The organism is Deinococcus sp. QL22, from assembly GCF_023370075.1.
Classification (GTDB): domain Bacteria; phylum Deinococcota; class Deinococci; order Deinococcales; family Deinococcaceae; genus Deinococcus.
The window spans coordinates 397,973-422,734 of sequence record NZ_CP097152.1; the positions used below are offsets into that span (position 1 = coordinate 397,973).

Genomic DNA, 24,762 nt, shown 5'->3' on the forward strand with positions numbered 1-24,762 from the left:
TGACATAACCGTGCCACAAGGCCTCAAGGGCAACTTGAAATCGTCCCGGTTGACCCCTACGTTGCCTGTGGGCGCGGCTTAAGCTGGAGCAGTGGCTGGGCTTCGTGTCCAGCTCGTTGATCCGGGCCCAGATCAGCGGCTGGAGGCTGGATCATCCTCAAAGGCAGCAGGGTGGGCCAGTTTGGCAAGCGAGTTCTCGTCCAAAATTCCACAAAGCTCTTGACCTGCTGGAAGAAGCTGGACAACTCTACAGGTTTAACCACATACGAATTGGCAAACAGCGCATACGCCTGCGCTACGTCTTGTGCGGCCACTGAGGGAGTCAACATCACCACTGGGATGAACTTGAGCTGAGCATCTGCTTTCATGACCCTCAGCAGCTCAAGACCGCTCATCTGCGGCATGGTGACGTCCAGCAGCAAGAGGTCGGGAAGAACCGCACCCGGATACCGCAATGGCCTCTAAGGCCGCTTGCCCATCCAAATACGTCCTGATGGTCACCTTTCCACTGAAGTCGGCAAACGCTTCTTCAGCCAAGAGCAGGTCGGACTGATTATCATCAATGACGAAGAGACATAGGGGCCGGAGCATGGTCGTCCCATAGTAATTGACCTGTGATTTTACATACGTTTGCCCGGCTTACAGTCCATAGGGTTCCCGCGCCAGCACCTTGGTTCAAACAGTGGTCTGATGGCCTCTGGAGGGCAGGATTGACAGGACAGAGGGCAGGACAGATCCGCTGAAGCAAACTCGGTGACCGCATCTCAGTTGTCGTGCCGCTGAGCGCTCTTGGATTCCGTCCAGTGCCAACTCTCTCGCAGCGCTTCAACAGCGTCAATCTTGGCCTGAGTGATTTCGATTTGCCGGATCAACTCTTGAACTTCTTCTTCTAACAGTTGACTGCGCCTTAAAGATTCTGTGATTTCTTTTTCCCAGGCATCCATAGCTCCGTCCCACCTTGATTGGTGCGGTCTTCGCGGTCTGTGGTCACTGCGTCTTGGGCCGACTTGCTTGAAAACTCTACCTCATCTTCCCGCTTATAGAATTCCGCACACTGCCGCCCGACTTCCACGGACTCAATGAGAAGGCGATGCGCCCTGAGGATGACGTCTTCTTCGGGCTGCATAGGTCAATCTAGATCTGTCTGTGGCACTGCAACTGTTGTGCAACAGGTATTGCTCTAAAGCCCTTCTTCACCCTTGCAGTTGAGGGGACGGCGTTGCCTTACCTGTGTCCCCTGGCCCCGTAACTCCAAGAGGACGTCATTGAGAAGGGGATTCAGACGTGTTCTGCTCTGGCTGGTCTCCAGGTGGCCAAACAGCGGCAGGGTGGCCCAGCAGGTGGCCCTGGGCGCGGTCGCAGCCCAGCGCACGAACCGTGTCCAATTGCGCTGGAGTTTCAAGCGCTGAAATGGTGGGTTTTTAGATTATCCGTGACCAGCACAACCTTTTCCGCCTGGATGTAGTGTCCTTCAGCCAGTTCCTCGAGCAAATGTGCGAGTTCGGCGCGGGTCTGCCGCTCCGTGCAGCGCACGAGGCGTTTTCCGCCTCAAGGTTCGACCGCCATGAACAGCGAAACGGTTCCTGCGCGAACGTATTGGTCATCTTCTCGCTTGGGTCGTCTGGGCTCAGGAGCCTCCGTCTCCTGAACTTCGCCGTGTCACTCTTTGCAGCCCACGGCACTTCCCCTGCCCGGTTCGGTGCACCTTGACCGCCACAGCAGACTTGCGCCTGGCCGGAGCTTGAAATTCAGCCTCCAGCGCTCTTGCTCGCAGCAGAGATTGGGTGTACTGTTAATCAAACCAGTTGTAACAGTCAAACAGGAGGTGTGATGTTCCAGACGACCCGAGACACTCCGCGCTACGTCATTCAGGCTGCAACCAACACCTTGGAGGCACTGTTGGCTTTTGGCCGTCCTCCTCACCGGTTCACGCCGTCAGAATTGGCTCAGGAACTGGATGTAGACCGGAATCAGGCCTTTCGCTGCCTGCGAACGCTGTTCCATGTGGGACTGGTCAGAGTAGACGAAGATGACCGATATGTGCTGACTGCCCTGGTTAAGCAACTTGCCCCGGTGGCCGGATCACAGCTTTCTCTGGTCAGCACGGCCCGGTCTTTTATGGATGAGGTCTCGCAGACCACGGGCGAGACGGTGAATCTGTTTGTGCTAGACGGCGACGAAGTGACTTGTGTGGATCACCGGGACGGCCTCAGACCCGTGCGGTTGGTAAGTGGGTTGGAACGCCGAATTCCGCTGTATGCCGGAGCCTGCCCCAAAGCGGTGCTGGCTTTTTTGCCCCCAGAGCAGCAACGCGCCGTCGTGGAGCGGGTGGCCGAGTTTCCGGCGCTGACGCCGCAGACCATTCGCACAGTCGATGATCTGTGGGCAGAACTGCACCAGATTCGGGCTGCTGGGTACGCCATCAGTGACCGGGACATTGACGAGGAAGCGCGGGGCGTGGGTGCGCCCATTTTCAGGGCCGATGGGCAGGTCATCGGTGCCATCAGCGTGGGTGGCCCCACCTCCCGTATGACCCCGCAAAGAATCAATGAATTGGCAGAAATCATCACCTCGGTGGCGCGTCTGATTTCGCGGCATCTGGGTTACAACGGCACAGTTTTTTCTCCCCTTCAGTGAGGTGGTAGATATGAAACGAAGCAGCGTGTGGATGGGTCAGATGATTTTTTGTTCGTTGTCTCTTGGAGTCGGCCAAGCTGCCGCACAGGGCACGCCGGACGCCAACGGCAGCGTGTCTTTTGTCACGACCGCCGATCCTACGTTCAACCCTTGGAGTCCCAACGCGTTTGTGGAATCCAATCTGCTGAACGAACTTCTGTTTCCCGGCCTGACGCGCTGGGACAAGAACCTGAAACCGGCTCCAGACCTCGCCACCTCTTGGAAGGTCTCCGCCAACGGTCTGAAATGGACGTTCAATCTCCGCAAGGGCGTGAAATGGTCGGACGGCCAAGCGTTCAACGCAGACGATGTGGCCTTTACCTTCAATGACATCGTGCTGAAAAAGGAACTGGGGGCCAATCAGGGCAGTACGTGGCGCAATTCAGTCACCCGCGTCAATGTGGTCAATCCTCTGACCGTCGAATTTATCCTGTCGCGGCCTTGGGCCTCCCTGCCGACCTATTTGGCCTATTACGCGGGCATCCTGCCTCAGCACAAGTTTGCAGGCGTGACCGATCCTTGGAAGTACACCGAATTCAACAAACAGAATCCCGTCGGAACTGGCCCCTTCAAGGTGTCGCAGGTCGTTTCTGGGTCCAGCATCAAGCTCGTTCGCAACGACAACTATTGGGCAGGCAAGTCAAAACTTCAGTCCGTCACCTTCAAGGTCATTCCAGACACCAACGCTCAGTTGGCCCAGCTCCTTTCCGGCGATCTGGATCTGATCGCGGTGGGCAATCCCGAACTGGTCGAACGGATCAAGTCGAACAGTAACCTGACCGTCGATCTGTCTACGGCCAATATTTACTACTTCGTGGCGCTGAACCAAAACGACGCCCGCTTTCAGGATGTCCGGGTTCGTCAGGCGCTGCTGTACGCCATTGACCGGCCCGCCATGATCAAGAGCGTTCTGCGTGGGTACGGTCAAGTTGCCACGGGGCCTATCGCACCTATCCAGAAGTCTTTTTACAATGCCAACGTCGCCAAATACCCCTATGACCCGGCCAAGGCCAAGGCGCTGTTGGCGCAGGCGGGCTGGAAACCCGGCCCAGACGGCATGCTGCAAAAAGACGGCAAACCGCTGGTGATCCAGATGCCCACGGCCTCTTATCAGCAATTGGTGCCGATTACCCTCCTGATTCAGCAGTACTGGAAGGATATCGGCGTCAAGGCGGAAGTCAAGACGATGGACTGGAACTCCTTTATCCAGCAGGTCATCGTCAAGCGGGACTACGAAGCTTCGGCGGCGTGGTGGTCTACTCCTGCCGATCCAGACGTGCTGCCCTACTACGATTCCAGTACGGCCAACACGGGCAACAACATTCCCAACTACAAGAATCCCAAGCTGGATCTACTGCTGGAAAATGGCCGCAAAGCCAAGGGTGAATTTGCCCGCAAGCAGATCTATAACGAGGCGCAGGCGCTGATGGCAAAAGAGCTGCCCTACCTGTACCTGTGGTATCCGCAGAGCATCACGGCTTACAACAACAGGCTCAAAGGGATGCGCGGCATTACTCAAGCGGCTGATTTCCAGTACGCCAACGAGTGGTTCGTGACCAAGTAGGCCGGGCGACATGCTGACTTTCCTGAGCCGCCGTCTGGGGCAGGGCCTGCTGGTGCTGGTGATGATCTCGCTGGTCACTTTTTTCCTGATCAACCTAGCGCCGGGGGGCCCGAGCGCCGCTGCACGCTTCGAGACGACTGCCGAGGAACGTGCGGCCCTCACCAAACAGTTGGGGCTGGATGTGCCCGTGACCACCCGCTACCTCAATTGGGCCGGAGATGTCCTTCAGGGGGATTTCGGCGTGACCCTGAACGGAGGGCAACCGATTGGCCCCATGCTGCGGCAAAGGCTTTGGAATACCGCACAACTTGGGCTGTCGGCGCTGGCGATTTCGGTGGTGCTGGGCATCTCTCTGGGCATCCTGACCGCCATCTACCGCAATTCGGTGCTGGATCATGTGGTCAATACCTTCAGCACGATGGGCATGAGCATCCCCGATTTCTGGACGGGCATCATGGCGATTTTCCTGTTCTCGGTCACTTGGAAACTGCTGCCCTCATCCGGCTTGTATGACGCCAGTGAGGGTTTTTCACTCACCGGCTGGCTGCGCCACATCATCCTTCCGGCCAGTGTTCTTGCCTTCGTCATGCTGCCCAATCTGGTTCGCTTTACCCGCTCGTCTCTGCTGGAAGTCCTCAGCAGCGATTACCTCCGCACGGCCCGCGCCAAGGGCGTCAGCGAAGGTCAGGTCATCATCAAACACGCGCTGCGAAATGCACTGGTGCCCATTTTGGCGATGATCGGGCTGATTCTTCCGGCACTGCTGAGCGGCTCCGTGATCGTCGAAAGTGTGTTCGGTCTGCCGGGGATGGGCCGCCTTGCCGTAGATGCCGCGCTGGGCCGCGATTACAACACCATCATGGCCGTCACCATCGTGGCCGGGGCCGTCGTGATCGTCACCAATCTGCTCGTCGATATGACCTACTCGCTGATCGACCCGAGAATCCGCCATGACTGAAGCCCGTCTTCTGCCCGCCGCTGCCACGTCCGCCAGAAAGTCCAGAGGACTCTTCGCCCGCATGATCCGTCATCCGGTGGGCTTGATCGCCCTGATCATGCTGGCCCTGTTGTACGGCTCGGCCTTCTTCGGGCCTTTCTTCTACACCGTTTCTCCCATCACCACCGATCCTCTGCAAACAACCGCCGATCCGTCGGCCCAGCACCTGCTCGGCACCGACGAACTGGGCCGTGACGTGTTGGCGCGCCTGCTTCACGGGGGTCGCATCACGCTGCTAATCAGTATTATCAGCATGGTCGTGGCCCTCACCGTCGGCTCGGTGATTGGCGCTCTAGCGGGCTACCACCGGGGCTGGCTGGAAACCGTGCTGATGCGTCTGGTCGATACGTTCATGGCGATTCCCACCTTTTTTCTGATTCTCGCCGCTCTGGCGGTGCTGGGCAATTCGCCGCCCGTGGTCGTGATCGTGGTGGGTCTGGGTTTCTGGCCCAGTGTGGCCCGGATCGTTCATGCCGAGGTCAGTAAAATTCGCAACTACGACTTTGTCGAAGCGCAGCGGGCGCTGGGATCGTCTTCTACCCGGATCATCTGGCGGCATGTGTTTCCGCAGGCATTGCCCTCGGCAGCCGTGCTGACCACGCTGGGCATCGCTTGGTCTATCCTCACTGAAACGGGGCTGAGTTATCTGGGCTTAGGCATTCAGCCCCCGCTGGCCTCGTGGGGCAACATGCTTCAGAATGCCCAGACCTACTTCTGGGTTAAGCCCGCGCTGGCCGTCTATCCGGGCGTGCTGATCGCTTTGGCGGTGCTGTGTTTCAATCTGCTGGGCAATGTCCTGCGTGACCTGACCGACCCCCGGAGTCAGCCCTGATGTCCGTGCCTGTGCATCTGGAACCTGTGGGTACAGCTCCCGATTCCGGTTGGTGGGTGCAGACCTGCCTCCAACTGGCCGCTGTCCTGCCGCAGCTCAGAATCGCTGTGTATGCCTCTGGTGGCTCCGGCTACCACCATGCAGCCCTTATTGCCCAGTGGGCCGCAATTCCCGAACCTCTGGACGCGGCCCGCATCTGTGCCGGAGAACTGGATCAATACGACGTGCTAGTGATGCCGGGCGGAGGTCTGCGGGCGATGGGCGGGCTGTTGCAACCGCTGGGCGAAACCGGGGCGGCCCAGATTCAGCGCTGGGTCGAGGAAGGCGGGCTGTACGTGGGTTCCTGCGCTGGAGCCTTTCTGGGCGCACGGCTCTCGGAGAACTTCTTGACCAGCCATCCTGAAGCGCGGGGGCTGCATCTGCTGAATCTGAAGATTGCCAATGCCGCCGATGGAGGGCTGGGGGGCCTCGATTCGCCCGGTGTGGGTGTGGTGCAGGCAGAACTGACCGACCCGGCGCACCCTCTGGCCCGGGGACTTCCCCAACAGTTTCCCATCGTTCATTACAACGGCCCCTGTTTTTTGCCCCCAGCAGGCTCCGGCATTTCTGGAGCCGTGACTTGGAAGGTCGCCACAGCGCAATTCACGCCGTGGGAAACGAGTTTGCCGGGAAGCAGTGGCCCAGAAGGGGCAGAAGAGCACAGTTCTACTCCCCAAGTCGCCGCACGCCTGGCCGTCGCCGCCGGACAACTCGCCGTTTCTGGTCCCTGTGGTCAGGGCACGGTGGTGCTGTTCGGTTCACATCCCGAATTCGGCTTCAGTGTGTTGCAACTGGGCTGGGGAGTGGCCGCCCGCCTGCTTGCCAATGCGTTGGCCCTTGGGGTCAGCCGCTCATCTGGCCCATTGCCCTCCACCGTATTGCCGCAGGCTATTGGCCGGGACTCTGTGCTGAAGAGTGCCGGGCTGCTGGCTCAGGCGGCTGAGCGCTTTAGTTCGCTGGTGGGCCGCCCCCCCGACCTGCGGGCTGCTCCGGCCTTTATGGGGCTGGATGCCCAGGAGGTCTGGAAGTTGGGTTTAACCGAGGCCGCCACAGTGGCACAGGCCACAGCCGCTTACCTGACCGACCTCGCGCAGCAGCCTGACTTTAGGGCGGTTGCCCGCTGGACAGATCACGAACCCGTCGCCGCCCAAGATTACGGCCTGGTGGGGTTGGCGCAGTTGGCCCGCCACATCACGGCCCTGCTAGACCGCGCTGAACTGCGGCTTCAGGCTCCTGTTCCGGCCCAGACCTTTCCTTACGATGCTTGGGAAGACCACCCCTATCACCTGCTGGTCAGCTCTTATCTCAGCGCCGCTGGCCTGACTGCCAGTGCCAGCCTCGCCGCTGGCATTCTGGGGCGTCTCAACGGCGTTCAGGTCGCACCTCATCCTCTCGTTTCCGTTGCCTCTGCCTCACAGTTTCTGCCCCAAAGGAGTGCGTTATGACCGACCTCAAAGATGCTCCCATGCAGCAAAAAAACTACACCGGCTATAAGTCTTTTTCCTATCTGGAGGCGGGCACAGACTACAAGGTGTGGCCCCTGAGTGCCGAACTGAACCGCGTGCCCAGTCGCAAAGTTTCGGTGAGCAATGAGGAAGAGGCCCGCGTGCGCCGACTGTTTCAGCAACACCTGATGATCTCGCTGCACGACCACTGCTTCATTGCCCCCGAAGACCTCTCGCAGTTTCTGGAATTTCGCCGTTGGGGGCGCGATTTTACGGGCTACGAAGGCCTGAGCGTGTCGGGGCTGGACGCTGTGTTCGACAACCTGATGAACGGCACGGCCATGATCACCTCGCGCGGGGGTTGGAAGTGGGATGACGTGATCTACGACATGGGCATGCGCCTGTCGGACATTGCCCATCAGGAGATGGTGGTGCACTGCAAAACCACACAGGACATCGTGGACGCTAAAAAGAACGGCCAGATCGCCTTCATCGTGTCTCTGGAAGGCGCAGCGATGATCGAGAACGAACTGGACCGTCTGGACATTCTGTACGGATTGGGCGTGCGCTGCATGGGCATTGCCTACAGCGAGGGCAACGCTCTGGGCAGCGGCCTCAAGGAACCACGTGACGGCGGCCTCACCACCTTTGGGCGGCAGGCGGTCAAGCGAATGAACAAGCTCGGCATTGCCATCGATGTCAGCCACAGCGGAGATCAGACCTCGCTGGACACCATCGAAGTCAGCGACAAGCCGATTTTCATTACGCACGCCGGAGCACGCGCCCTCTGGAATTCCAACCGCCTGAAACCCGACGACGTGATTCAGGCCTGTGCAGCCAAAGGCGGCGTGATCGGTATCGAGGCCGCCCCGCACACCACCCTGACCGAAAAACATTCGCGTCACAGCATCGAATCGTTTATGGAGCACTTCGAATACTGCGTGAATCTGGTCGGGATCGACCATGTGGCGTTCGGCCCCGATGTGCTGTTTGGCGATCATGTGGGCCTGCATACCGCCCTCACCGAAGCCCTGTCGATCGGCGCGTCCAGAGGCCACCTGAGTTACGAGAAAGTGCCCTACGTCGACGGCATCGAGAACCCAGCCGAGGCCTTTCCGAACATTGTGCGCTGGCTGGTCAAGCACGGCTACAGCGACGGCGATATTGCCAAGGCTGTGGGCGGCAACGTGATGCGCGTGCTGAAGGAAACGTGGGCCAGATGAGTGGGACTGCAGAAGTCAATGGAGTCCGGCTTGTCTACGAGGACGGCGGGCAAGGCGTGGCCATCGTGACCCTGCACGGTGGGCCGGGCATGGGCAGCCGGGCAGGAGACTGGGCCGCCTTTCAGCCGCTGACCGACACCTACCGGCTGATTTCCTTCGATCAGCGCGGCAATGGGGATTCGGAAGGCGCGGAGCCTTACTCACACGCGCAGTTCGTGGCCGATCTCGAAGCGCTGCGCCAGAAGCTTGATCTGGGCAAGATCGTGGTTCTGGGAGGCAGCTACGGCGGCTTTTTGGCCCTCGAATATGCGCTGGCCCACCCCGAGAACCTGCACGCCGTGATTCTGCGCGACACTGCCGCCAGCAACCGTTTTCAGGACATCAGCAAAGAGCGGGCCATGTCCAGCACTTTCCCGATGGATGAAGCCACACTGGACCGGTTGTTCTCCGGGCAGGTGCGCGACGACGATGATTTCCGTGAGAGCTTTGCCATGATCCAGCCGCTCTATAACGTCATTTATGATCCCCAGGAAAGCGCCAAAAGGCTGGCCGCCATTCCGTTCCGCTACGAAACCCACAACTGGGCCTTCAGCCGCAATCAACCCGAATATGACCTGACCGCCCGCCTGCCCGAAATTCAGGTGCCGGTGCTGATCACGGTGGGGCGGCATGACTGGATCACGCCTCTGGAAGCCAGTGAGGAACTGGCGGCGGGTCTGCCCAACCATGAACTGGTGGTGTTCGAGCACAGCGGCCACTCCCCCCAGACGGAAGAGCGGGAGCTGTTTCTCTCCACGGTACGTGGATTCCTGAGCCGGAATTTACCCACGGCTCCATGACCGCTCAGCCCGTTTCTTCCGCCGAGCGTGCGGCGCGGGCCACTAGCCTCTTTGAGCATCTGCCCGCACAGATTGACGCCGCCGTCTTGTTCGACGATCAATTTATCCAGTACTACAGCGGATTTGCATTTATGCCGACAGAGCGCCCCATCGCGCTGGTGGTGCTGCGCGGAGGCGAGCGCCATCTGTTCGTGCCCCGGCTGGAGCGAGAACACGCCGAGCAGATGGGTGAGGCCGAAGTGGTGCTGGATTATGCCGAGTATCCGGGGCGGCTCCACCCCATGCACCAACTGGCCCAGTATCTGATTGAGCGGGGCCTAGGAAGCGCACAACTGGCGATAGACCATGACGGCTACCCCCCGGTCATGGGTTACTACGGCCCGACCTTCGGTGAATCCCTTCGTACCGCGACCATTCACCGACGCCCCGAGGCCTTCGACCATCAGATGTCGCTCAAATCCGAGGCCGAGGTGCGGCTGATTGAGGAAAGTATCGTCTGGGGCAACCGGGCACATCAGCTTCTTCAGCGCTACACGCGGGTGGGCGAAAGTGAGCACACCGTCGAGGCGCGGGCCACTAAGGAAGCCACCGAGGCCATGACTCAGGCGCTCGGCCCCAGCTACCGGGGGCAAAATCGCTGGCTGAGCGGAGCGGTGGCACTGTACCGAGGGCAAATCGGGCCTGCCAGCGCCCTGCCGCACGCTACCACCACCGGGGCACATTTTCAGGCGGGCGATATTCTGGTGACTGGAGCGGGGGCGGCGGTCTGGGGCTACCTCAGCGAGCTGGAACGAACCATGGTGATGGGCGAGCCGAGCCGCGAGCAGGAGCAGTATTTCCAGCATATGCTCAATCTTCAGGACATCGCCTTTGCCGCCGTCCGGGCCGGGGTCACAGCAGCTAGCGTAGATCAGGCTGTGCAGGCCTATTTTGCTCAAGAAGGCTTGCAGGCGTACTGGCGGCATCATGTCGGGCATAGCCTCGGTCAGCGCATCCACGAAAGCCCGTTTTTGGATATCGGAGATGACCGGATTCTGGAAGCAGGCATGGTGCTGACCATCGAACCGGGCCTCTACGTACCGGGTCTCGGTGGCTTCCGGCACTCGGACACCATTTTGGTGACGGCCACGGGGATGAAATGCCTGACCGACTATCCGCGTGACCTCGAATCGTTGATCATTCCCATTTCGTAGTTTCCAAACGGTGCAGTGTCATAGTCAATCTTCGGTGACTCAGATGGCTTCACATGTGGGGTGACCTTGCCTGGTTGTGTTGCCTTAAGTACAACGTATTTAACATGTAGACTTAAGCATGGCCCGTCCTGCTCGCCGCATTGACATTTCCGAAGACGCTGATGAGCTGCTTCGGGAACTGGAGACCAGTCCCTATACGCACCCGAAGGTTCGCCTGCGGGCCAGCATCCTCCGACTGCACCGACAGGGCTGGAGCATTCCCCAGCTCTCCAGGCATTTTGGCCGAAACCATCAGGCCATCCACCACGATTTCACCCGTTTCGAGGAGCGCGGCATCCTCGGATTGGCCGACGAGTGTCCACCCGGACAACCTTCGAAAGTCACACCCGAGATGGAGCAGTTCCTCCACGAGAAACTGCGAGAGCAGCGCTTCTGGAACGCTCCACTGCTGTGCGAGGGCCTCGCACAGCAGTTCGGGGTAATAATTCGACCTCGTGCGCTGGCCAATCACCTGCAACGCCTGGGGTACAGCTGGAAACGCGCCCGATATTCACCCGCCCAGACACTCGATCCTGCAGTCGCTGAAACACATCAGGCCTCCTGGAGACCTTAAAAGGGGGCATTGGACGGCAAGCTGACTCTCAAATATCTCGACCAGACCGGCCTTTCTCTGATGCTCTCGGTGGGGGCGACGTGGTTCAAGCGGGGTTCTGGGCAGCAGTTTGAGATCCCCACCCGGTGGGGATCCTCTGGACGGATCAATCTCATCGGTAGCTATAGCCTTCACACCTGCGAAGAAGTGCTGGAGGTTCGCGAACTGGAAGGCACGTGCAATGGGGATCAGGTCATCGCTTATTTGGACACGCTGGCAGGCAACTGTCGTCCTGACCAGCTGACGGTCGTCGTGTTGGACAACGCTCCCTTTCACAAGGGAGCGAAACTCAAGGAAAAGACGATGGGATGGGAGAAACAGGGCCTGTACCTTCGCTATCTTCCACCCTACGCGCCCTGTCTCAACCTCATTGAGGAGGTCTGGCGCAAGCTCAAGGGCCTCCTCATGCCTCGCCGCTGTTACAACTCGGTCGCTGAACTTCGTGCCGCACTTCTCAGCGGGCTAAAGATACTTCAAGCGAAGTTTATCTAGATGTTAAATGCGGTGTACTTAACTGGGTCGGGGTAGGCTGACCCGCGTTGACCAACGCCAAGCCCTACCGCTACCGCTTTCCAATGACCATTATCCAGCACGCCACCTGGCTCTATCACCGCTTCCCTGTATTGCGAGTCCGTTGACTCCGGCGAGCAATGCGATGAATACGGCGTTTTCTTTGTGTGCTTTTAATTTGACCGGCGTTCTCCAATCCCGTAAATACAGCTGGCGAGTCTGGTGGGGCGGCAAGTCAACGGACTCCCATGGGAGTCCGTTGACTTTGAAGAAGAATGCCCTTGTGGACGGCATTGAGGTGACATAGAGCGAGAGGGGCTATCCCTGTCCCACAGACCTGAGCAACGCGAGCGGCGTCTTTGGAGGCTCAGCCGTCGTGAAGGCACGCGATGCTCTCCAGATCCAGACGAATGGCTCCAAATAACAACGTACGCGACGCAGAGCGGCACTCCAGGTCGGCGGCGGCTCAGCCGCCGCTGAAGGTTGGTGATCGTCGTGCGGCTCTGTCGTGGGAGGGTCGGTTGATCCCCGTTGGAAAGAAGAGTACGGAGCCGCGAGGAAGTGTACCGAGTCCGCCTTCTCTGTTCTCGTTGGTGCGGGGCTGCGCTGGGGACAGGTCAAGACCTATCTCAGTTTGCGCTTGAAGGTTGCGCTAGGCGTCTTGGCGCATAACCTGAAATTCATCGATATCAGTGGCTGACCGTCCCTTGTCAACCCCTATTTGCGGTGATTCATAGGTTTGCCTCCAGCTCAACTCCGCCGTCAAGAAAGGGCGTGACGGCACCCAGCGGCGTCGACTGGATGATGTCGTAATGCGTGGTGTCCGGCAGGATGGCCAGGCGATGGGCCGCCTTGCCTGAGCCGTCCCAGCCCCCTTCGTGCAGTCCGCCGCCCAGCAGCACGAAGAACTCGGCGACGTGGACGGGTCCGATGCTGTCGGCGTCCCCGATCACGATCAGGGTGGGCGCACTCAGCGCCGTGAGGTTCGCAGACCAGTCATAGTCCTTCCTCAGCAGATCGCCCATCTTGCCTCTCTGGGAGCAGTGAATCATTTTAGGGCACTGGATCAGTCTCCCGGCTGGGCGAGCGGCGAGGTGTCGTTCCCGTCCGACGCGTGCTGCGGGGCACTCTTCAGGAACAGCGCCAGCACCACCGCAATCGCAGCGATCATCGCCGAGACGGTGAAAGCCAGATGCAGACCCCCCACCTGCGCCGCAATGGGGGCCACGCCCTGCGCCGTCATGCTGGTGGTCCGGCCCGCCATCAGCGTGATCAGCAGCGCCGTGCCCGCTGCGCCCGCGACCTGCTGCAACGTACTCAGGATCGCGCTGCCGTGCGAGTACAGCTGCGGCGGGAGCGGCCCCAGCGCCGAGGTGAACACCGGTGTGAACAGCAGCGCCAGCCCCACGCTAAGGGTCAAATGCAAGGCTAGCAAAGCCCAGATGGGCGTGGCGGCGTCAATGCGTCCCAGGCCGAACAACATCAACGTCATCAGCAGCGTGCCGGGCACCACCAGCGGGCGCGGCCCGATGCGGTCGTACAGTTTGCCGACACCGGGGGCCAGCAGCCCCATCAGCAGGCCACCGGGCAGCAGCAGCAGGCCGGTCTGGAGGGCACTCAGGCCGCGCAGGTTCTGGAGGTACAGCGGCAGCAGGATCATGCCGCCGAACAGCGCCATCATGGCGATCACCATCAGGCCCACGCCCAGCGTGAACATGGGAAAGCGGAAGGCCCGCAGGTCAAGCAGCGGTTCAACGTGGCGGCCCAGCTGAACTTGACGCCCGAGGAAGGTGGCGAGCGCCACTGCGCCCACCACCAGCGGCACACTCACGACGGGATTGCCCAGACCTCCCTCCCCGAACTTGCTCAATGCAAAGACCAGCCCGCCGAAGCCCAGGGCTGAGAGCGGCACCGAGAGCAAGTCCAGACTCAAGCGGCGTGGAGTTCCCACGTTCCGCAGGGTGCGCGCTCCATACACCAGCACCCCCAGCGCGATGGGCAGCACGAACAGAAACATGAATCTCCAGGGCAGCGCCTGAAGAATCAGCCCGGAGATGGTCGGTCCGATGGCCGGGGCCACCGAAATCACGATGCTGACCCTGCCCATCACCGTGCCGCGCGTGCGTTCAGGCACCAGGGTCAGCACGGTGGTGATCAGCAGCGGCAGCATGATGGCCGTGCCGCTCGCCTGCACGATCCTCGCCAGCAGCAGCGGCACGAACCCAGTGGAGAGGGCCGCCAGCAGGGTGCCGAGGCTGAATAGCGTCATAGCCAGCAGGAACACAGTGCGGGTGCTGAGGCGCTGCAGCAGGAATCCGGTCACGGGAATCACCACCGCCATGGTCAGCATAAAGGCAGTGGACAGCCACTGCGCGGTGCTGGCGGTGATGTTCAGGTCAGTCATCAGGCGCGGCAGGGCCACATTCATGATCGTCTCGTTGAGGATTACCACGAAAGTGGCGATCAGCAGGATCAGGATCACGGCGCGGTCACGTGGGACAAGGGAATCTGTGGCTGTCATGGGCTGACCTCTTTTGAGTTGTGGGCGGGGAGAATCAGGCATGCTGGTAGGCGTCGCGTCGCCAGGCCAGCACCTCGGCGTCAAGCCGAGCAGCGTCACTTTTGCACAGTAAAATAGACGTATGTGCACTGGCCTACTTCAACGAGCCTCGTCTTCTTGAGCAGAATCTGCCTGTCTTCAAGGTGCCCGAACAGTTGCTGCCCGGCACCGAGCAGAACAGGCATGATGCCGATTTGCAATTCGTCTACCAGACTTGCCTTGAGCAACTGCCAGCCAACGTTCGGGCCGCCTACAACCACAACGTCGCGCGCTCCAGCGGCCTGTTTGGCTTGACGAATAGCGGCTTCGACCGTATTGACGAACGTGAAGTGTAGACGGTCATTTTCTTTTGGTTTCCTCTCTGGCGCGTGCGTGGTGATGACAAAGATCGGCACTTGAAATTCATAGCTATCGGCGTATGAATCGGGATCACTGGCCCCCTCAAAGGTTCTGCGGCCCATCACAACCGCTCCAGTCTCTCCAATGGCCTCCTGCATCAGATCGGATCTGTCCAGCTCTTCCAGATTGGGTGCGAGCAGGACGCCACTGCCAGACGCGTCGTTGATGAATCCATCAAGGGACATGGTCATACCGAGGATTACTTTTGCCATCACGACCTCCAATCTCTGCGGGCCACCACAGACCAGGAGAGAACGTTGATGAAGCTGGCGGAAGGTGCGTTGGCCCTGCAACCAGTGGTGGCTCACTCATGATTTCGCTGCCCACGTGTCTGGCACGTTCAATCTGGTCAACGACGCCCCCCATTCTGACCGAGGAAGAGAGGGCGTGATGATGTGGCATTCTCGTCTGGTGAGAATGCTCAGGAAGCCTGTGGCCCGAGCTCCTGGGCGAGCCCGATGAGGATGCCTTCGGGATTCCGGATGTAGCAGAGCCGATACGTGTTCTCGTACTGAACCACTTCGCCGACGAGCTGCGCACCGCGTTTGCCGAGCCGGGCGAGCGTATCGTCGATGTCCTCCACGGTGAACATGACGCGGAGGTACCCGAGTGCGTTCACCGGGGCGTTGCGGTGATCGGCGATTACAGGCGGCGCGAGGAACCGCGACAACTCGAGGCAGCTGTGGCCATCCGGTGTCCGCATCATGGCAATGTCGACGCGCTGATGGCGCAGTCCAGTAACGCGATCTGCCCAGTCTCCTTCGATGGGGGCGCGCCCCTCAAGGTTGAGGCCAAGTTCGGTGAAGAACTCTATGGCGGCCTCCATATCTTCAACCACGATGCCGACGTTGTCCAGACGCTTGACTGTCATGCTGTCTCCCTAACAACTCCCTGATCATTGCAGCACAATCTCCTAAGAGTGATTGAATGACCGAAAACGGATGGCTTTGCTCAGCCCGTCTTCGGCTGGTAACGCAGTGCCAGCACGCCTTTTTCTAATATTTGCGTCTCGATCAGTTCCAACGCGGTGTGGGCCTGATCTCCGAAAAGTCTCTTCCCGCTGCCCTGAATGAACGGATGCACCAGGATGTGCAGTTCGTCTACGAGGCCCGCTTGCAGAAGAGCCTGCACCAGCATGCCGCTGCCGTGTACCAAGATGCTCTGGCCGGGCTGTGTTTTGAGCCGCCTGACCTCTTCCACCGGATCATCACTCAGAATGGTTGAATTGTTCCAAGCGGCTTCCTTGAGGGTGGACGAGATCACGTATTTCGCCATGCTATTCAGCTTGTCGGCTATGCCTTCTTCGTTGTTCTTGTAGGCCGACCAACCCGGCCAAAGCATCTCGTAAGTGGTGCGGCCCAGCAGGTAAGCATCGCTGTCATGGATGGCGTTGGCGATGAACGCCCCTCTCGCCAGACTGTGGGAGGGAAAATCCCACACGCCCATTGAAGTGGCGTCAAACACGCCGTCCAGGGTGACCCGCTCCGATACGATGAGTTTCCGCATGTCAATTCTCCTTGAGGCGGGAGGTGGGGCATTTGGCGTGCTGGGACTGGATGGCCCTCGCGTTGGCGTCCCTCTGGCCAGAGAAAGCCCACGGCTTCGGTGCATCCAGCACGCTGCCGAGCGACAGAACGGCCGACACGACTAGGTGCCTCATGGCTCGGCCGTTGTGGGTTCAGGGGTCAGACTGTCCGGCGCGTTCACCGCGTACGAAAGCAGTACCACGCCGTGCGGGAAAGCGCGTGTCCCTCGCAGCGTCAGGGGCAAGGGACTCTCGGTGCCCGTCTCGAACAGGCGGCGGCCCGCGCCGACCACAACCGGGTGAACCACCAGATCAAGCCCGTCGAGCAGCCCGTGGGCCAGCAGCGACTGTACCAGCGTGACGCTGCCGCTGAGGTTGAGGGGCCGGTTGCCCTGCGCCTTGAGCTCCTGAATGGCCGGCACGAGGTCGCCGCCCAGTACAGTGGAGTTCGTCCACTCGGCCTGCTTCAACGTGCGCGAGACCACGTACTTGTGGGCTCCGTTCATCATGGCCGCCGATGGGTTGCGGTCGCCCTGCGCCTCGAAGGCCGACCTGAACATCTGATAGGTCACCCGGCCCAGCAGCAGGCCGTCACTCTGGGCTGCCGACTCCCCGATGTACGCCCCAAGTTCGGGGGAGAAGGACGGCATCGTCCAACCCGCGCGGGCGAAGTCATCGGTGGGGCCGGGACCTTCAACGACGCCATCGAGAGACATGAGGAGACAGGCATGGAGTTTACGCATGGGAAGCCTCCCTAAGGCGGTAGGTGATGTGGGTAGCGTGCTGGGACGGCGTGACCCGCACGCGTTCGAGCTTCACAAGCTGACCGAGCGAGCCGAACAAAGAGAGACCGCCGCCCAGCAGCACGGGCGCGACATGCAGCTGCAATTCGTCCAGCAGCCCCGCTTTCAGGAACGCCTGTGCGGTTTGCGCCCCGCCTGCCACGCAAACATCACGTTCTCCTGCGGCGGCCTTCGCCTGAGCAAGCGCACTCTCTATCCCGTCGGTGATGAAAATGAATGTGGCTCCGCCGCGCTCGACGCTGGCCTGCGGCGTCTGGGTCAGGATGAAGTGCGGCACCTTGTACTCGGTGTCGAAGCCGTCTGGGGCAGAGCCGAAGGCGGTATGGCCCAGGATCATCGCGCCCATGCCACTCACCAGTTCGGCCTTGATGCCCTCGGCCGCCCCCGTTTCTGCAAAATACCAGTCGTGCAGCCCGCCGTCTTCCCCGTCCGGGCCAGCGATAAAGCCGTCTTGCGATACGGCGAGGTCGAGGTAGACGCGGGGCATCAGCAGTGCCCTCTCTGATGCTGAAGAGAATCCAGCGGTACAGCAGTCGGCGACATACAAGTCCTCCTGAGCGGCGGGCGGTCTGAAAACCCTGTGCCATCTTCGTAATTGTTTCTCTTTTTTAGGATACAGCGTAACAGTACGAAATTGCAACTTTGCACTACGTTTAACGTACCGTACTACGCTAGGCTAAGAAAAGAATGACGCCTCAACGCTCCTCGCCTATGCGCCGCTACGACGACGGCTGCGCGGCGGCCCACGCCCTTGATCTGGTGGGCGAGCGCTGGGCTCTGCTGGTGGTGCGTGAACTGCTGCTGGGGCCGAAACGATTCAGCGACCTGCGTGCTGATCTGCCTGGCATCAGCCCCAACGTGCTCTCGCAGCGCCTGAAGGATCTGGAAGAGATTGGCGTCATCGGGCGAGAGCAGTTGCCCCCGCCCGCCGCGAGCTGGGTCTACGTCCTGAGCGAGTGGGGCCGCGAGCTGGAGCCGATCTTGCAACAATTGGGCCGCTGGGGGGCACGCTCGCCCACCAGACCGCAGGCCCCCATCAGCTTAGCCACGCTGGTCTCGGCCATGAAGACCATGTTTCACCCGGCCGCCGCGCGGAACTTGAATGGGACGGTGGCGCTCGTGCTTGGCCGCGAGCGCTTTCAGCTCCAGATAGCCGGGGGCGAACTGAACGTGCGGCGCGGCGTTCCAGAGCAGGCTGACGTCACCCTCACAGCGGATGTCCAAACCCTCGGCGGCCTGTTGTTCGGCGGCCTGCCCCTAGAAGAAGCGGAGGCTCAGGGGCAGGTGATCATCGAAGGCAGCCGTGAATTGGCCAAGCGTTTCCCGTCGGTGTTTCAGATGCCTGAGGTCGTCACCCGGAGTCAGTGAAGGGCCAGCGCCACGTGCGGTAGGGGGTAATGCCCCAAGAAATTTTTCAAGCGGCGTTGCGAGCGTTCGCCGATGAGGTGAGTGTCGACCAAGGCGTGGCGTAGCTGTAATCAGCCCTGATTTTGAACGGTAGCTGGGCGTCGGCCTGCGCCGCCCGCAGAAGGCTTGAACCCCCTGTTCAGCTTGTCCGTGTCGGCCGAGTATCAGGAGTGTCGGGTGTGCGGGTTTTGGGCGGCCTCCGGCTCAGGAGCCCACATCGGGCGCAGATAGATCGTAGTCCGGTTGCCCCGCTGGGTGGCTGTGCGCGTAAACAGGCTATGCATGGCCCGTGCCGCGGCGTCCTGACCGGGCCACGTGGGGCCAATGGCCTGCACGAGGGCGCGGTAGGGCGCGGCATCATCTCCCTGAGACGCCAGCCATCGTTCGGTGCGCTGGATGGTGGTGTGCAGCGGTACAAGCGGGGTGGGGAACGCGCAGGCGGTCATCAGGTCCGTAATCTGGCCCGTGCCGGGGTGGAGACGCAGGCCAATTCCGGCACGGCTTTTGGCGGCCAGCCCAGCACGGATCAGGCCGGGAAGGTCGGGGGTCAGGTCTTCCAGCTCGTCCGGCAACCCACTGATTTGAAGCAACTGCTGAACCAGTGCGGGTTTCCAGCCGCGCAGTTCGTAGTACACCTTGCAGGCCACCTCCCCGCGGGGGCCAAGTGCAAAACCGACTTCCTGCGGGAATCCAGCGGCGTCCAGCAGGGTTAGGGCTTGTTGCAGCTGCAGAGTCACGGGAATGTGGGCGGCGTGCAGGGCGGCCAGCACGCGGGGGCGTCCACCGCCCAATTCGCGGTGCAGGGTATTCAGGTACAGCTTCAGCGCGGGCGGCGGGTGGGTCTGATCGAGAAGAGACGCTGCCTGATCCACGCCGCCTCAAAGGGTAAACCGTGTGCCGTCCGGGGCAGCTCTCATGGGCGCAATTAGGATGTTCAGGGCGGGCCAGAGCCGTTGCCAACCGTGGTGATAACCCAACGTTTCGGCTGCTTCTTGCACAATGGCCAGCCCGCTCTGAATCTGGGCAGGTGGCGGCACCTACGGATCGCTGACCTCGGTGGCGTAGCGCAGGGCGGGCCGCACGCCAGCCCCCACGGTGACGGAAAATTCGAGCGGCATCCCGCCCGACAGCCCCGTGAGTTGGCGCGAAGGCCAGGGCGCAGGCGGGCGCAGGCTGAGGCGGGTCAGTTGCCCGAACAGCGCCCGCGCTTCTGCGGCCTGAGCAGCTGGAAATCCAGCGGCCTGCGCGACCTGCAAGAGCAATTCGTTGAGGGGCGACTGACCCAGTTGCGGGGGCGTTGTTGGCTGACTTGGTGGCCAACGAGGTCTGGATGCGACTGGCAGTGTGAATTCTGGCGTAGCTAACCCGGGCGCCCCCGACACCAAGGCGCGCAGCGCACTGGCCGCCGTAAAAATGCGCCGATCATCCTGCCCCCACAGGGTCACGCCGCCGCTGGTGGGATGGGCTGGTGGCACGCGCAACAGGGGAGAGGAAGGCCATGCGCCGTCTGCCGTTTGCATGGTGAGTAGGTGGGCCGAGAGTTCGGTACGCTGTGCGGTTCTCAGGTTGACATGCCCTGCGCAGGTGCCGTTCAACAACGTCTCGGCGTGCAAGTACCAAGCCAAATCGAAGGCATGTTCAGCTACAGGCCAGCGGGCCGGAATCCAGCGCAGCGGCGGGCGGCCAGCCGAGTTCCAGAGTTCGAGGGCCAGCCCAGTGGGGTAGGCAGGATTCGGCCACCAATAGCCTGTCCACAGGCCATCTCGCCGCTGCCACTTCCCCACCATCGACACCCAGGCGACCCGCAACTGCGTCTGCGTCAACGCTCCCAGATCGTGCAGACTCCGCAGAGCGGCGGCGCTCACGTCCGGGCAAGGCTGTGTCCAAGGGTGGGTCGCCCCAGCCGGCCAAGCGTAAGTGCGAAAGCCCAAGTCGCCGACCCGGTGGGCGTGCAGGAAGGCCACCGCCTGCGCCGGAATATCCAGCTTCAGACGGGCCAGCAGCGACAGGGCGTGCGCGGTGCTGTCGGCATCGGCACTGACGGCGGCGTTGTAGCCCCAGCCGCCACGCTGATGCTGATGGTCGAGCAGCCACCTCGCGGCGCGGCGGGCAGCAGCATCGGCCAAAACGCGTCTATCGTCCGGCAACCAAGTGCAGCCCGACGCGGCGTGCAGGGCAAGGCCTACATACGCCGTGACCCACGCATCCGACGTGCCGACAGGCAGCCAAAAATCGGTGAAGCTGCCCGCCGGGTGCTGGCAACGGAGCAGATAGGCGAGGCCACGTTCGGCGGCCGTTCGGGTGAGGGCTATTTCGCTGGCTTCAATCATTGGTCGCCGGATTGGGGAACACGAACAGGTTGGAGCCTTCACCCTCTTTGAGTTCGCTCCACTGGCCTTGATGGTCAAAATAAATGTTCCTCACACGGTATCTAAAATGACTCACGCTAACAACAAGAGAGGCGCGATCCGAACTGGGATGTGGTTCAGGTCTTCCCTCACTTGTTGCGTCACCTTCCGGGGAAGATGGTCGTGGTGCTGGACAATGCCCGCATTCATCGAGCCAAATTAGTACAGACGTTCGTGGAGAGCCACGAACGTCTGTCTCTGGTGTATTTGCCACCGTATGCCCCAGAACTCAACCCCACACTGTTGGTGTGAGCCTACGTCAAGCGCAATAGGTTAGGAAACATCTATGCGCGCACGGTAGTGGCCTTAAAAGAAAGGTTGATTGCAGCGTGGCAGCGTGCCCGGTACTTCGACCTTCCGCAGCGCCTCATAAATGCAAACCTACACCGCGATCAATAATCTGAACCCTATTGATCTGGCGCTGGTTCCACTCTTCAGAACCACACCAGCGGAAGATGGGTCTGAATGCTGCCGACCTCTTGCCCGGCCCAGTTGCGGAGTTCGGAGGGAGCCAGCGCCCAGACAGCTTCTGTCAGGGGAACGCCCAACGCCTTCAGGACGGCCAGGGCCATGGGCGATCTGGCCCGCTCGCCTCCGTCCATCACTTTGAAGGCCACCCCCAGCGGCCCATAGGGGGTTTCTTGCAGGGCCATCCCGTAGAAGGCTTCGGCCCCCATCTTGGCCGTCAGGCCCGGCACCAGCGGCATCAGGGTGGTATCCAGCCGTCCGGGGCCAGCAATAAGGAAAGGGTGGGCCTGCATGGCCTGGGCAATGCGTGCCAGCGCTTGGGCATGGGGACCAGAGGGAGCCGCCAACCGCGCAAAAATACGGGCCGTTCCCTGAAGAGGCAGGGCAAAGGCGGGCACACTGCAACCGTCTACGCCCGCGTGTATGGCCTCTAGAGGCAAGTTGGCAAGGGTGGCGTGCAGCGCCCGAATCTGGACCTGTAGGGGATGGGCAGGGTGGGTGTAGCCCTCACGCGGCAGGCCCAGGCGTACGCAGGCCAGTAGCATTCCGGCGTGTTTTCCAGAACAGTTGTGGTGCAGTGGGGTAGGGGTCTGCTGACTCTGAATCAAGCTGGCGGCGGTTTGCGCATCAAAAGGCGGATGGATACCGCACCGCAGATCGGCCACGCTGCTTTCTGAGCGGGCCAGCAGACGCTGAACCACCGCCAGATGCTCGGGCGTTCCGGCATGGCTGGCACAGGCCACCGCCAGTTCATCCTGCGGAAGGTCGGGCATGGCCTCGGCCAGCGGAAGCGCCTGTACCGGCTTGCTGCTGCTGCGCGGAAAAGTCGTCAGGTCAGCGTTGCCGCAGAGGGCTTTAAGGTGGCCGTTTGCGTCCACCACCGCCACGTGAATCTCATGCCGACTTTCTGCCTGCCCACCACGCGAATAAGTGATGTGTCCAACCTCTGATTGGGTCATGACTTTCAGCCTAACCCGGCAGGGAGACGCAAGGAGCGATCAATTAATGTTCTGTGCCTCAATGGCCTGATGTTATTGATCACGGCGTAGGTTTGCATCCAGCAGGTGTTGCGGAAGGTCAATATATCGAACACGTTGCCAGGCACTGCTCAGCTTTTCCTGCAACGCCCTCAAGGTGCGGGCGCAGAAGTTCCCCAACGGTTGTGTTGCTTTAACCGGATCGGGGTAGGCTGACCCGCCGTCACTGATCCGAAACCCTATCGCCACCGTTTCAGGGTGACGATCATTCAGCACGCGGTTTGGCTCTCCCATCGCTTCCCCCTCAGTGACCGTGACGTGCAGGAATTGCTCCACCAGCGCGGCCCAACAGGTCAGCCACGAGACCCTCCGCGAGTGGTGTATCAAGTTCGGGCCCTTTTCAGAGAAAACTGCGCCCCCGGGACGAGGTCTGTACCAGCGTCGATGGTGTTCGACATTGGCTCTGGAGAGCAGTGGACGAGCACGGTTTCGTGCAGGGCATCACGCCCCAGCGGCACCGTGATCCCGAGGCCGCAACAACCTTCCTGACTTGCCTCCTGGGTGAATACGGTGTTCCAGAGGTCATTCATACCGATGGGCTGCGGAGTGACGGAGCTGCGATCCGGGAGATTCCGAGCCTCGTCGATGTCGACCACCAGCAGGTGATCTCCCAGCCCGCTGTCATCACTTGACCTGACAATCTCACCGTCCGACACGGTGCCACGAGCGACATCAGCAGGGATACAAACGGAGGAAACGTGCGCAGAAATTTCTGAGCCTACATGTGCGAACCTCTGAACCTCCACCTTCATTCCCGCACCAGCGTTTCCGCCCAGACCAGACGAGATCATCAGAGACAAGCGTTCCAGACGTGGTCAGCGGTCGCGGCAGGGGTGGCCTGAGATTCAGGCCACCCCTGACCTCCCCATACCCGGCCCCCAATTAAGGCAACACAACACTCTAGTCTGAATTCGTGTGCAACATCAGAACATTTGCGTTCTACACGCAGTGAAGGTCAAGGCAGCCCAAGAAATGTCATCAATTCCGCTGCAGCGCTGCGGCCTGCCCGGTTGGCGCCAATAGTTGACGCCGATGGGCCATAGCCCACGAGATGCACGCGCGGATCCTTGGCCACTTGCGTCGCGAGCCGTCCGGTCATCCGGATGCCGCCTTCGCTTTCTTGGAGCATCAGGGGTGCCAGGTGATCCAGGGAGCTGCGGAAGCCCGTGCACCATAGGATCACGTCGACGTGCTGCTCGGTGCCGTCGGCCCAACGTACTCCATCCTCGGTGATCTCGCTGAACATGGGCAGCCGCGTCAAGACCCCCCGCGCCCGCATGGCCTCCACCGCTGGCGTCAGCACCAAACCAGTCACGGACACCACGGACTGCGGCGGCAAGCCGAGGCGCACCCGCTCCTCCACGAGCGCGACAGCCGCGCGACCCGCTTCCTCGGTGAACTGGCCTTCGCGGAACTCTGGTGGACGCCGCGTCACCCAGGTCGTGGTGGTGATCTTCGAAATCTCATCCAGCAACTGGAGGGCGGAAATGCCGCCCCCGACGATCATGACGTGCTGCCCCGCAAACGTCTGCGCGTCTCGGTAATCCCGGGTGTGCAGCTGCCGCCCGCGAAAGCGGTCTGCGCCGGGGTAAGAGGGGATGAATGGTGTCTCCCAAGTGCCGGTGGCGTTGATGATCCCCCGGGCGGAGAAGTCCCCCCGGTCGGTCTCGATCTTCAGGCGGTGGCCATGTTCGGTGACCAACCTGACCCGCACAGGTCGAACGACCGGCAGATGAAAGGTCTGCTCATACGCTGCAAAGTAACGTGGAACGGCAAGGCTCGCCCGCACCTGCGGCTCGTGCGAACCGACTGTCTGTGCAAAAGGCAATCCGGGCAGGTCATGAATGCGGTTCACGGTGCTGAGCGTCAAGGTAGGCCAGCGGAACTGCCACGCCCCACCGGGCGCGGCTGCGGCATCGAGAACCACGTAGTTTTGATGCGGGGCCAAGCCGAGCTGCTGAAGGTGATAGGCCGCAGACAGTCCAGCCTGACCAGCGCCGACCACGACGACGTCCGTCTTGAGGGAGACACCAGGCACAGAGAGGCGGGGAGGCGGTGTGGGGGGGTTGGGCGTCATGCAGGTCTCCAGGGTTCTCTCTGTCGGTCGAATGTTGGGGCGCACCCCTGTATCGGGAGGGGCCTTGAGGTTCAATTCTTTCAGGTGCAGGAGTTTTCCCTTTGGCAG

Annotated in this window: 24 protein-coding genes and 3 pseudogenes; 14 read left to right on the top strand and 13 right to left on the bottom strand. The window is 61.0% G+C overall.

Annotation, left to right across the window (positions count from 1 at the left end):
* Nucleotides 1-56: 56 nt before the first annotated feature.
* Both M1R55_RS24095 and M1R55_RS24100 read right to left on the bottom strand, forming a co-directional pair.
* Nucleotides 57-455, bottom strand: a complete 399-nt coding sequence (locus tag M1R55_RS24095; RefSeq protein WP_371827286.1) for a response regulator — start codon at nucleotides 453-455, stop codon at nucleotides 57-59.
* Nucleotides 456-764: 309 nt separating this feature from the next.
* Nucleotides 765-944, bottom strand: a complete 180-nt coding sequence (locus M1R55_RS24100; protein WP_249395427.1) for a hypothetical protein — start codon at nucleotides 942-944, stop codon at nucleotides 765-767.
* Nucleotides 945-1,830: 886 nt separating this feature from the next.
* Here M1R55_RS24100 and M1R55_RS24105 point away from each other — a divergent pair.
* The 11 genes and pseudogenes from M1R55_RS24105 to M1R55_RS24155 form a co-directional block, all read left to right on the top strand.
* Nucleotides 1,831-2,637 carry an IclR family transcriptional regulator gene (locus tag M1R55_RS24105; RefSeq protein ID WP_249395428.1) on the top strand — a complete coding sequence of 269 codons (807 nt, stop codon included), beginning with the start codon at nucleotides 1,831-1,833 and terminating at the stop codon, nucleotides 2,635-2,637.
* A gap of 10 nt (nucleotides 2,638-2,647) precedes the next feature.
* Nucleotides 2,648-4,240, top strand: a complete 1,593-nt coding sequence (locus M1R55_RS24110) for an ABC transporter substrate-binding protein (protein WP_249395429.1) — start codon at nucleotides 2,648-2,650, stop codon at nucleotides 4,238-4,240.
* 10 nt (nucleotides 4,241-4,250) lie between these two features.
* Complete coding sequence (locus M1R55_RS24115; protein WP_249395430.1) at nucleotides 4,251-5,198, top strand: ABC transporter permease; 948 nt, start codon at nucleotides 4,251-4,253, stop codon at nucleotides 5,196-5,198.
* Complete coding sequence (locus M1R55_RS24120) at nucleotides 5,191-6,069, top strand: ABC transporter permease (protein ID WP_249395431.1); 879 nt, start codon at nucleotides 5,191-5,193, stop codon at nucleotides 6,067-6,069. The genes M1R55_RS24115 and M1R55_RS24120 overlap by 8 nt, the downstream gene beginning before the upstream one ends.
* Complete coding sequence (locus tag M1R55_RS24125) at nucleotides 6,069-7,553, top strand: BPL-N domain-containing protein (protein WP_249395432.1); 1,485 nt, start codon at nucleotides 6,069-6,071, stop codon at nucleotides 7,551-7,553. The genes M1R55_RS24120 and M1R55_RS24125 overlap by 1 nt, the downstream gene beginning before the upstream one ends.
* Nucleotides 7,550-8,776: a dipeptidase gene (locus tag M1R55_RS24130; protein WP_249395433.1), complete on the top strand. Its 1,227-nt coding sequence runs from the start codon at nucleotides 7,550-7,552 to the stop codon at nucleotides 8,774-8,776. Before M1R55_RS24125 ends, M1R55_RS24130 begins: the two co-directional genes overlap by 4 nt.
* On the top strand, nucleotides 8,773-9,615 hold the full coding sequence (locus M1R55_RS24135) for an alpha/beta fold hydrolase (RefSeq protein ID WP_249395434.1): 843 nt from the start codon (nucleotides 8,773-8,775) through the stop codon (nucleotides 9,613-9,615). Before M1R55_RS24130 ends, M1R55_RS24135 begins: the two co-directional genes overlap by 4 nt.
* A complete protein-coding gene (locus M1R55_RS24140) occupies nucleotides 9,612-10,808 on the top strand; it encodes a Xaa-Pro peptidase family protein (protein ID WP_249395435.1) in 1,197 nt (398 codons plus the stop codon). The genes M1R55_RS24135 and M1R55_RS24140 overlap by 4 nt, the downstream gene beginning before the upstream one ends.
* 118 nt (nucleotides 10,809-10,926) lie before the next feature.
* Nucleotides 10,927-11,421 (top strand): helix-turn-helix domain-containing protein, encoded by a 495-nt coding sequence (locus M1R55_RS24145; RefSeq protein WP_249395436.1) that lies wholly within the window; start codon nucleotides 10,927-10,929, stop codon nucleotides 11,419-11,421.
* Nucleotides 11,422-11,430: 9 nt separating this feature from the next.
* Nucleotides 11,431-11,952 carry an IS630 family transposase gene (locus M1R55_RS24150; protein ID WP_249395437.1) on the top strand — a complete coding sequence of 174 codons (522 nt, stop codon included), beginning with the start codon at nucleotides 11,431-11,433 and terminating at the stop codon, nucleotides 11,950-11,952.
* Between the two features lie 541 nt (nucleotides 11,953-12,493).
* A pseudogene (locus M1R55_RS24155) lies at nucleotides 12,494-12,670 on the top strand (IS982 family transposase); the annotation flags it as partial.
* Nucleotides 12,671-12,701: 31 nt separating this feature from the next.
* Here the strand turns inward: M1R55_RS24155 and M1R55_RS24160 are convergent.
* The 7 genes from M1R55_RS24160 to M1R55_RS24190 form a co-directional block, all read right to left on the bottom strand.
* Nucleotides 12,702-12,995: a hypothetical protein gene (locus M1R55_RS24160; protein ID WP_249395438.1), complete on the bottom strand. Its 294-nt coding sequence runs from the start codon at nucleotides 12,993-12,995 to the stop codon at nucleotides 12,702-12,704.
* Between the two features lie 41 nt (nucleotides 12,996-13,036).
* Nucleotides 13,037-14,491, bottom strand: coding sequence for an MDR family MFS transporter (locus tag M1R55_RS24165; protein WP_249395439.1), 1,455 nt, complete (start codon nucleotides 14,489-14,491; stop codon nucleotides 13,037-13,039).
* Nucleotides 14,492-14,586: 95 nt separating this feature from the next.
* Nucleotides 14,587-15,141, bottom strand: coding sequence for a dihydrofolate reductase family protein (locus tag M1R55_RS24170; RefSeq protein ID WP_249395440.1), 555 nt, complete (start codon nucleotides 15,139-15,141; stop codon nucleotides 14,587-14,589).
* A gap of 209 nt (nucleotides 15,142-15,350) precedes the next feature.
* The gene (locus tag M1R55_RS24175; protein WP_249395441.1) at nucleotides 15,351-15,800 is read right to left on the bottom strand and encodes a VOC family protein; all 450 of its coding nucleotides are present in this window, start codon (nucleotides 15,798-15,800) and stop codon (nucleotides 15,351-15,353) included.
* An 80-nt stretch (nucleotides 15,801-15,880) separates the two neighbouring features.
* Nucleotides 15,881-16,435, bottom strand: a complete 555-nt coding sequence (locus M1R55_RS24180) for a dihydrofolate reductase family protein (RefSeq protein WP_249395442.1) — start codon at nucleotides 16,433-16,435, stop codon at nucleotides 15,881-15,883.
* A 150-nt stretch (nucleotides 16,436-16,585) separates the two neighbouring features.
* Entirely contained in the window at nucleotides 16,586-17,197 is a 612-nt protein-coding gene (locus tag M1R55_RS24185) for a dihydrofolate reductase family protein (RefSeq protein WP_249395443.1), read from the bottom strand.
* Nucleotides 17,190-17,744, bottom strand: coding sequence for a dihydrofolate reductase family protein (locus M1R55_RS24190; RefSeq protein WP_249395444.1), 555 nt, complete (start codon nucleotides 17,742-17,744; stop codon nucleotides 17,190-17,192). Before M1R55_RS24190 ends, M1R55_RS24185 begins: the two co-directional genes overlap by 8 nt.
* 200 nt (nucleotides 17,745-17,944) lie before the next feature.
* On the opposite strand from M1R55_RS24190, the gene M1R55_RS24195 reads away from it, so the two are divergent.
* Nucleotides 17,945-18,625, top strand: a complete 681-nt coding sequence (locus M1R55_RS24195) for a winged helix-turn-helix transcriptional regulator (RefSeq protein ID WP_249395445.1) — start codon at nucleotides 17,945-17,947, stop codon at nucleotides 18,623-18,625.
* Nucleotides 18,626-18,828: 203 nt separating this feature from the next.
* On the opposite strand, the gene M1R55_RS24200 is transcribed toward M1R55_RS24195, so the two are convergent.
* Together M1R55_RS24200 and M1R55_RS24205 are read right to left on the bottom strand one after the other, a co-directional pair.
* The gene (locus tag M1R55_RS24200; RefSeq protein ID WP_249395446.1) at nucleotides 18,829-19,536 is read right to left on the bottom strand and encodes a hypothetical protein; all 708 of its coding nucleotides are present in this window, start codon (nucleotides 19,534-19,536) and stop codon (nucleotides 18,829-18,831) included.
* A 165-nt stretch (nucleotides 19,537-19,701) separates the two neighbouring features.
* The gene (locus M1R55_RS24205) at nucleotides 19,702-20,994 is read right to left on the bottom strand and encodes a prenyltransferase/squalene oxidase repeat-containing protein (protein WP_249395447.1); all 1,293 of its coding nucleotides are present in this window, start codon (nucleotides 20,992-20,994) and stop codon (nucleotides 19,702-19,704) included.
* Nucleotides 20,995-21,144: 150 nt separating this feature from the next.
* On the opposite strand from M1R55_RS24205, the pseudogene M1R55_RS24210 reads away from it, so the two are divergent.
* Nucleotides 21,145-21,306: pseudogene (locus tag M1R55_RS24210) on the top strand (transposase); the annotation flags it as partial.
* Nucleotides 21,307-21,506: 200 nt separating this feature from the next.
* Here M1R55_RS24210 and M1R55_RS24215 read toward each other — a convergent pair.
* Nucleotides 21,507-22,499: an asparaginase gene (locus M1R55_RS24215; protein WP_249395449.1), complete on the bottom strand. Its 993-nt coding sequence runs from the start codon at nucleotides 22,497-22,499 to the stop codon at nucleotides 21,507-21,509.
* Between the two features lie 276 nt (nucleotides 22,500-22,775).
* On the opposite strand from M1R55_RS24215, the pseudogene M1R55_RS24220 reads away from it, so the two are divergent.
* A pseudogene (locus M1R55_RS24220) lies at nucleotides 22,776-23,419 on the top strand (IS6 family transposase).
* Between the two features lie 113 nt (nucleotides 23,420-23,532).
* Here the strand turns inward: M1R55_RS24220 and M1R55_RS24225 are convergent.
* A complete protein-coding gene (locus M1R55_RS24225; protein ID WP_249395450.1) occupies nucleotides 23,533-24,654 on the bottom strand; it encodes an NAD(P)-binding domain-containing protein in 1,122 nt (373 codons plus the stop codon).
* Between the last annotated feature and the right edge of the window lie 108 nt (nucleotides 24,655-24,762).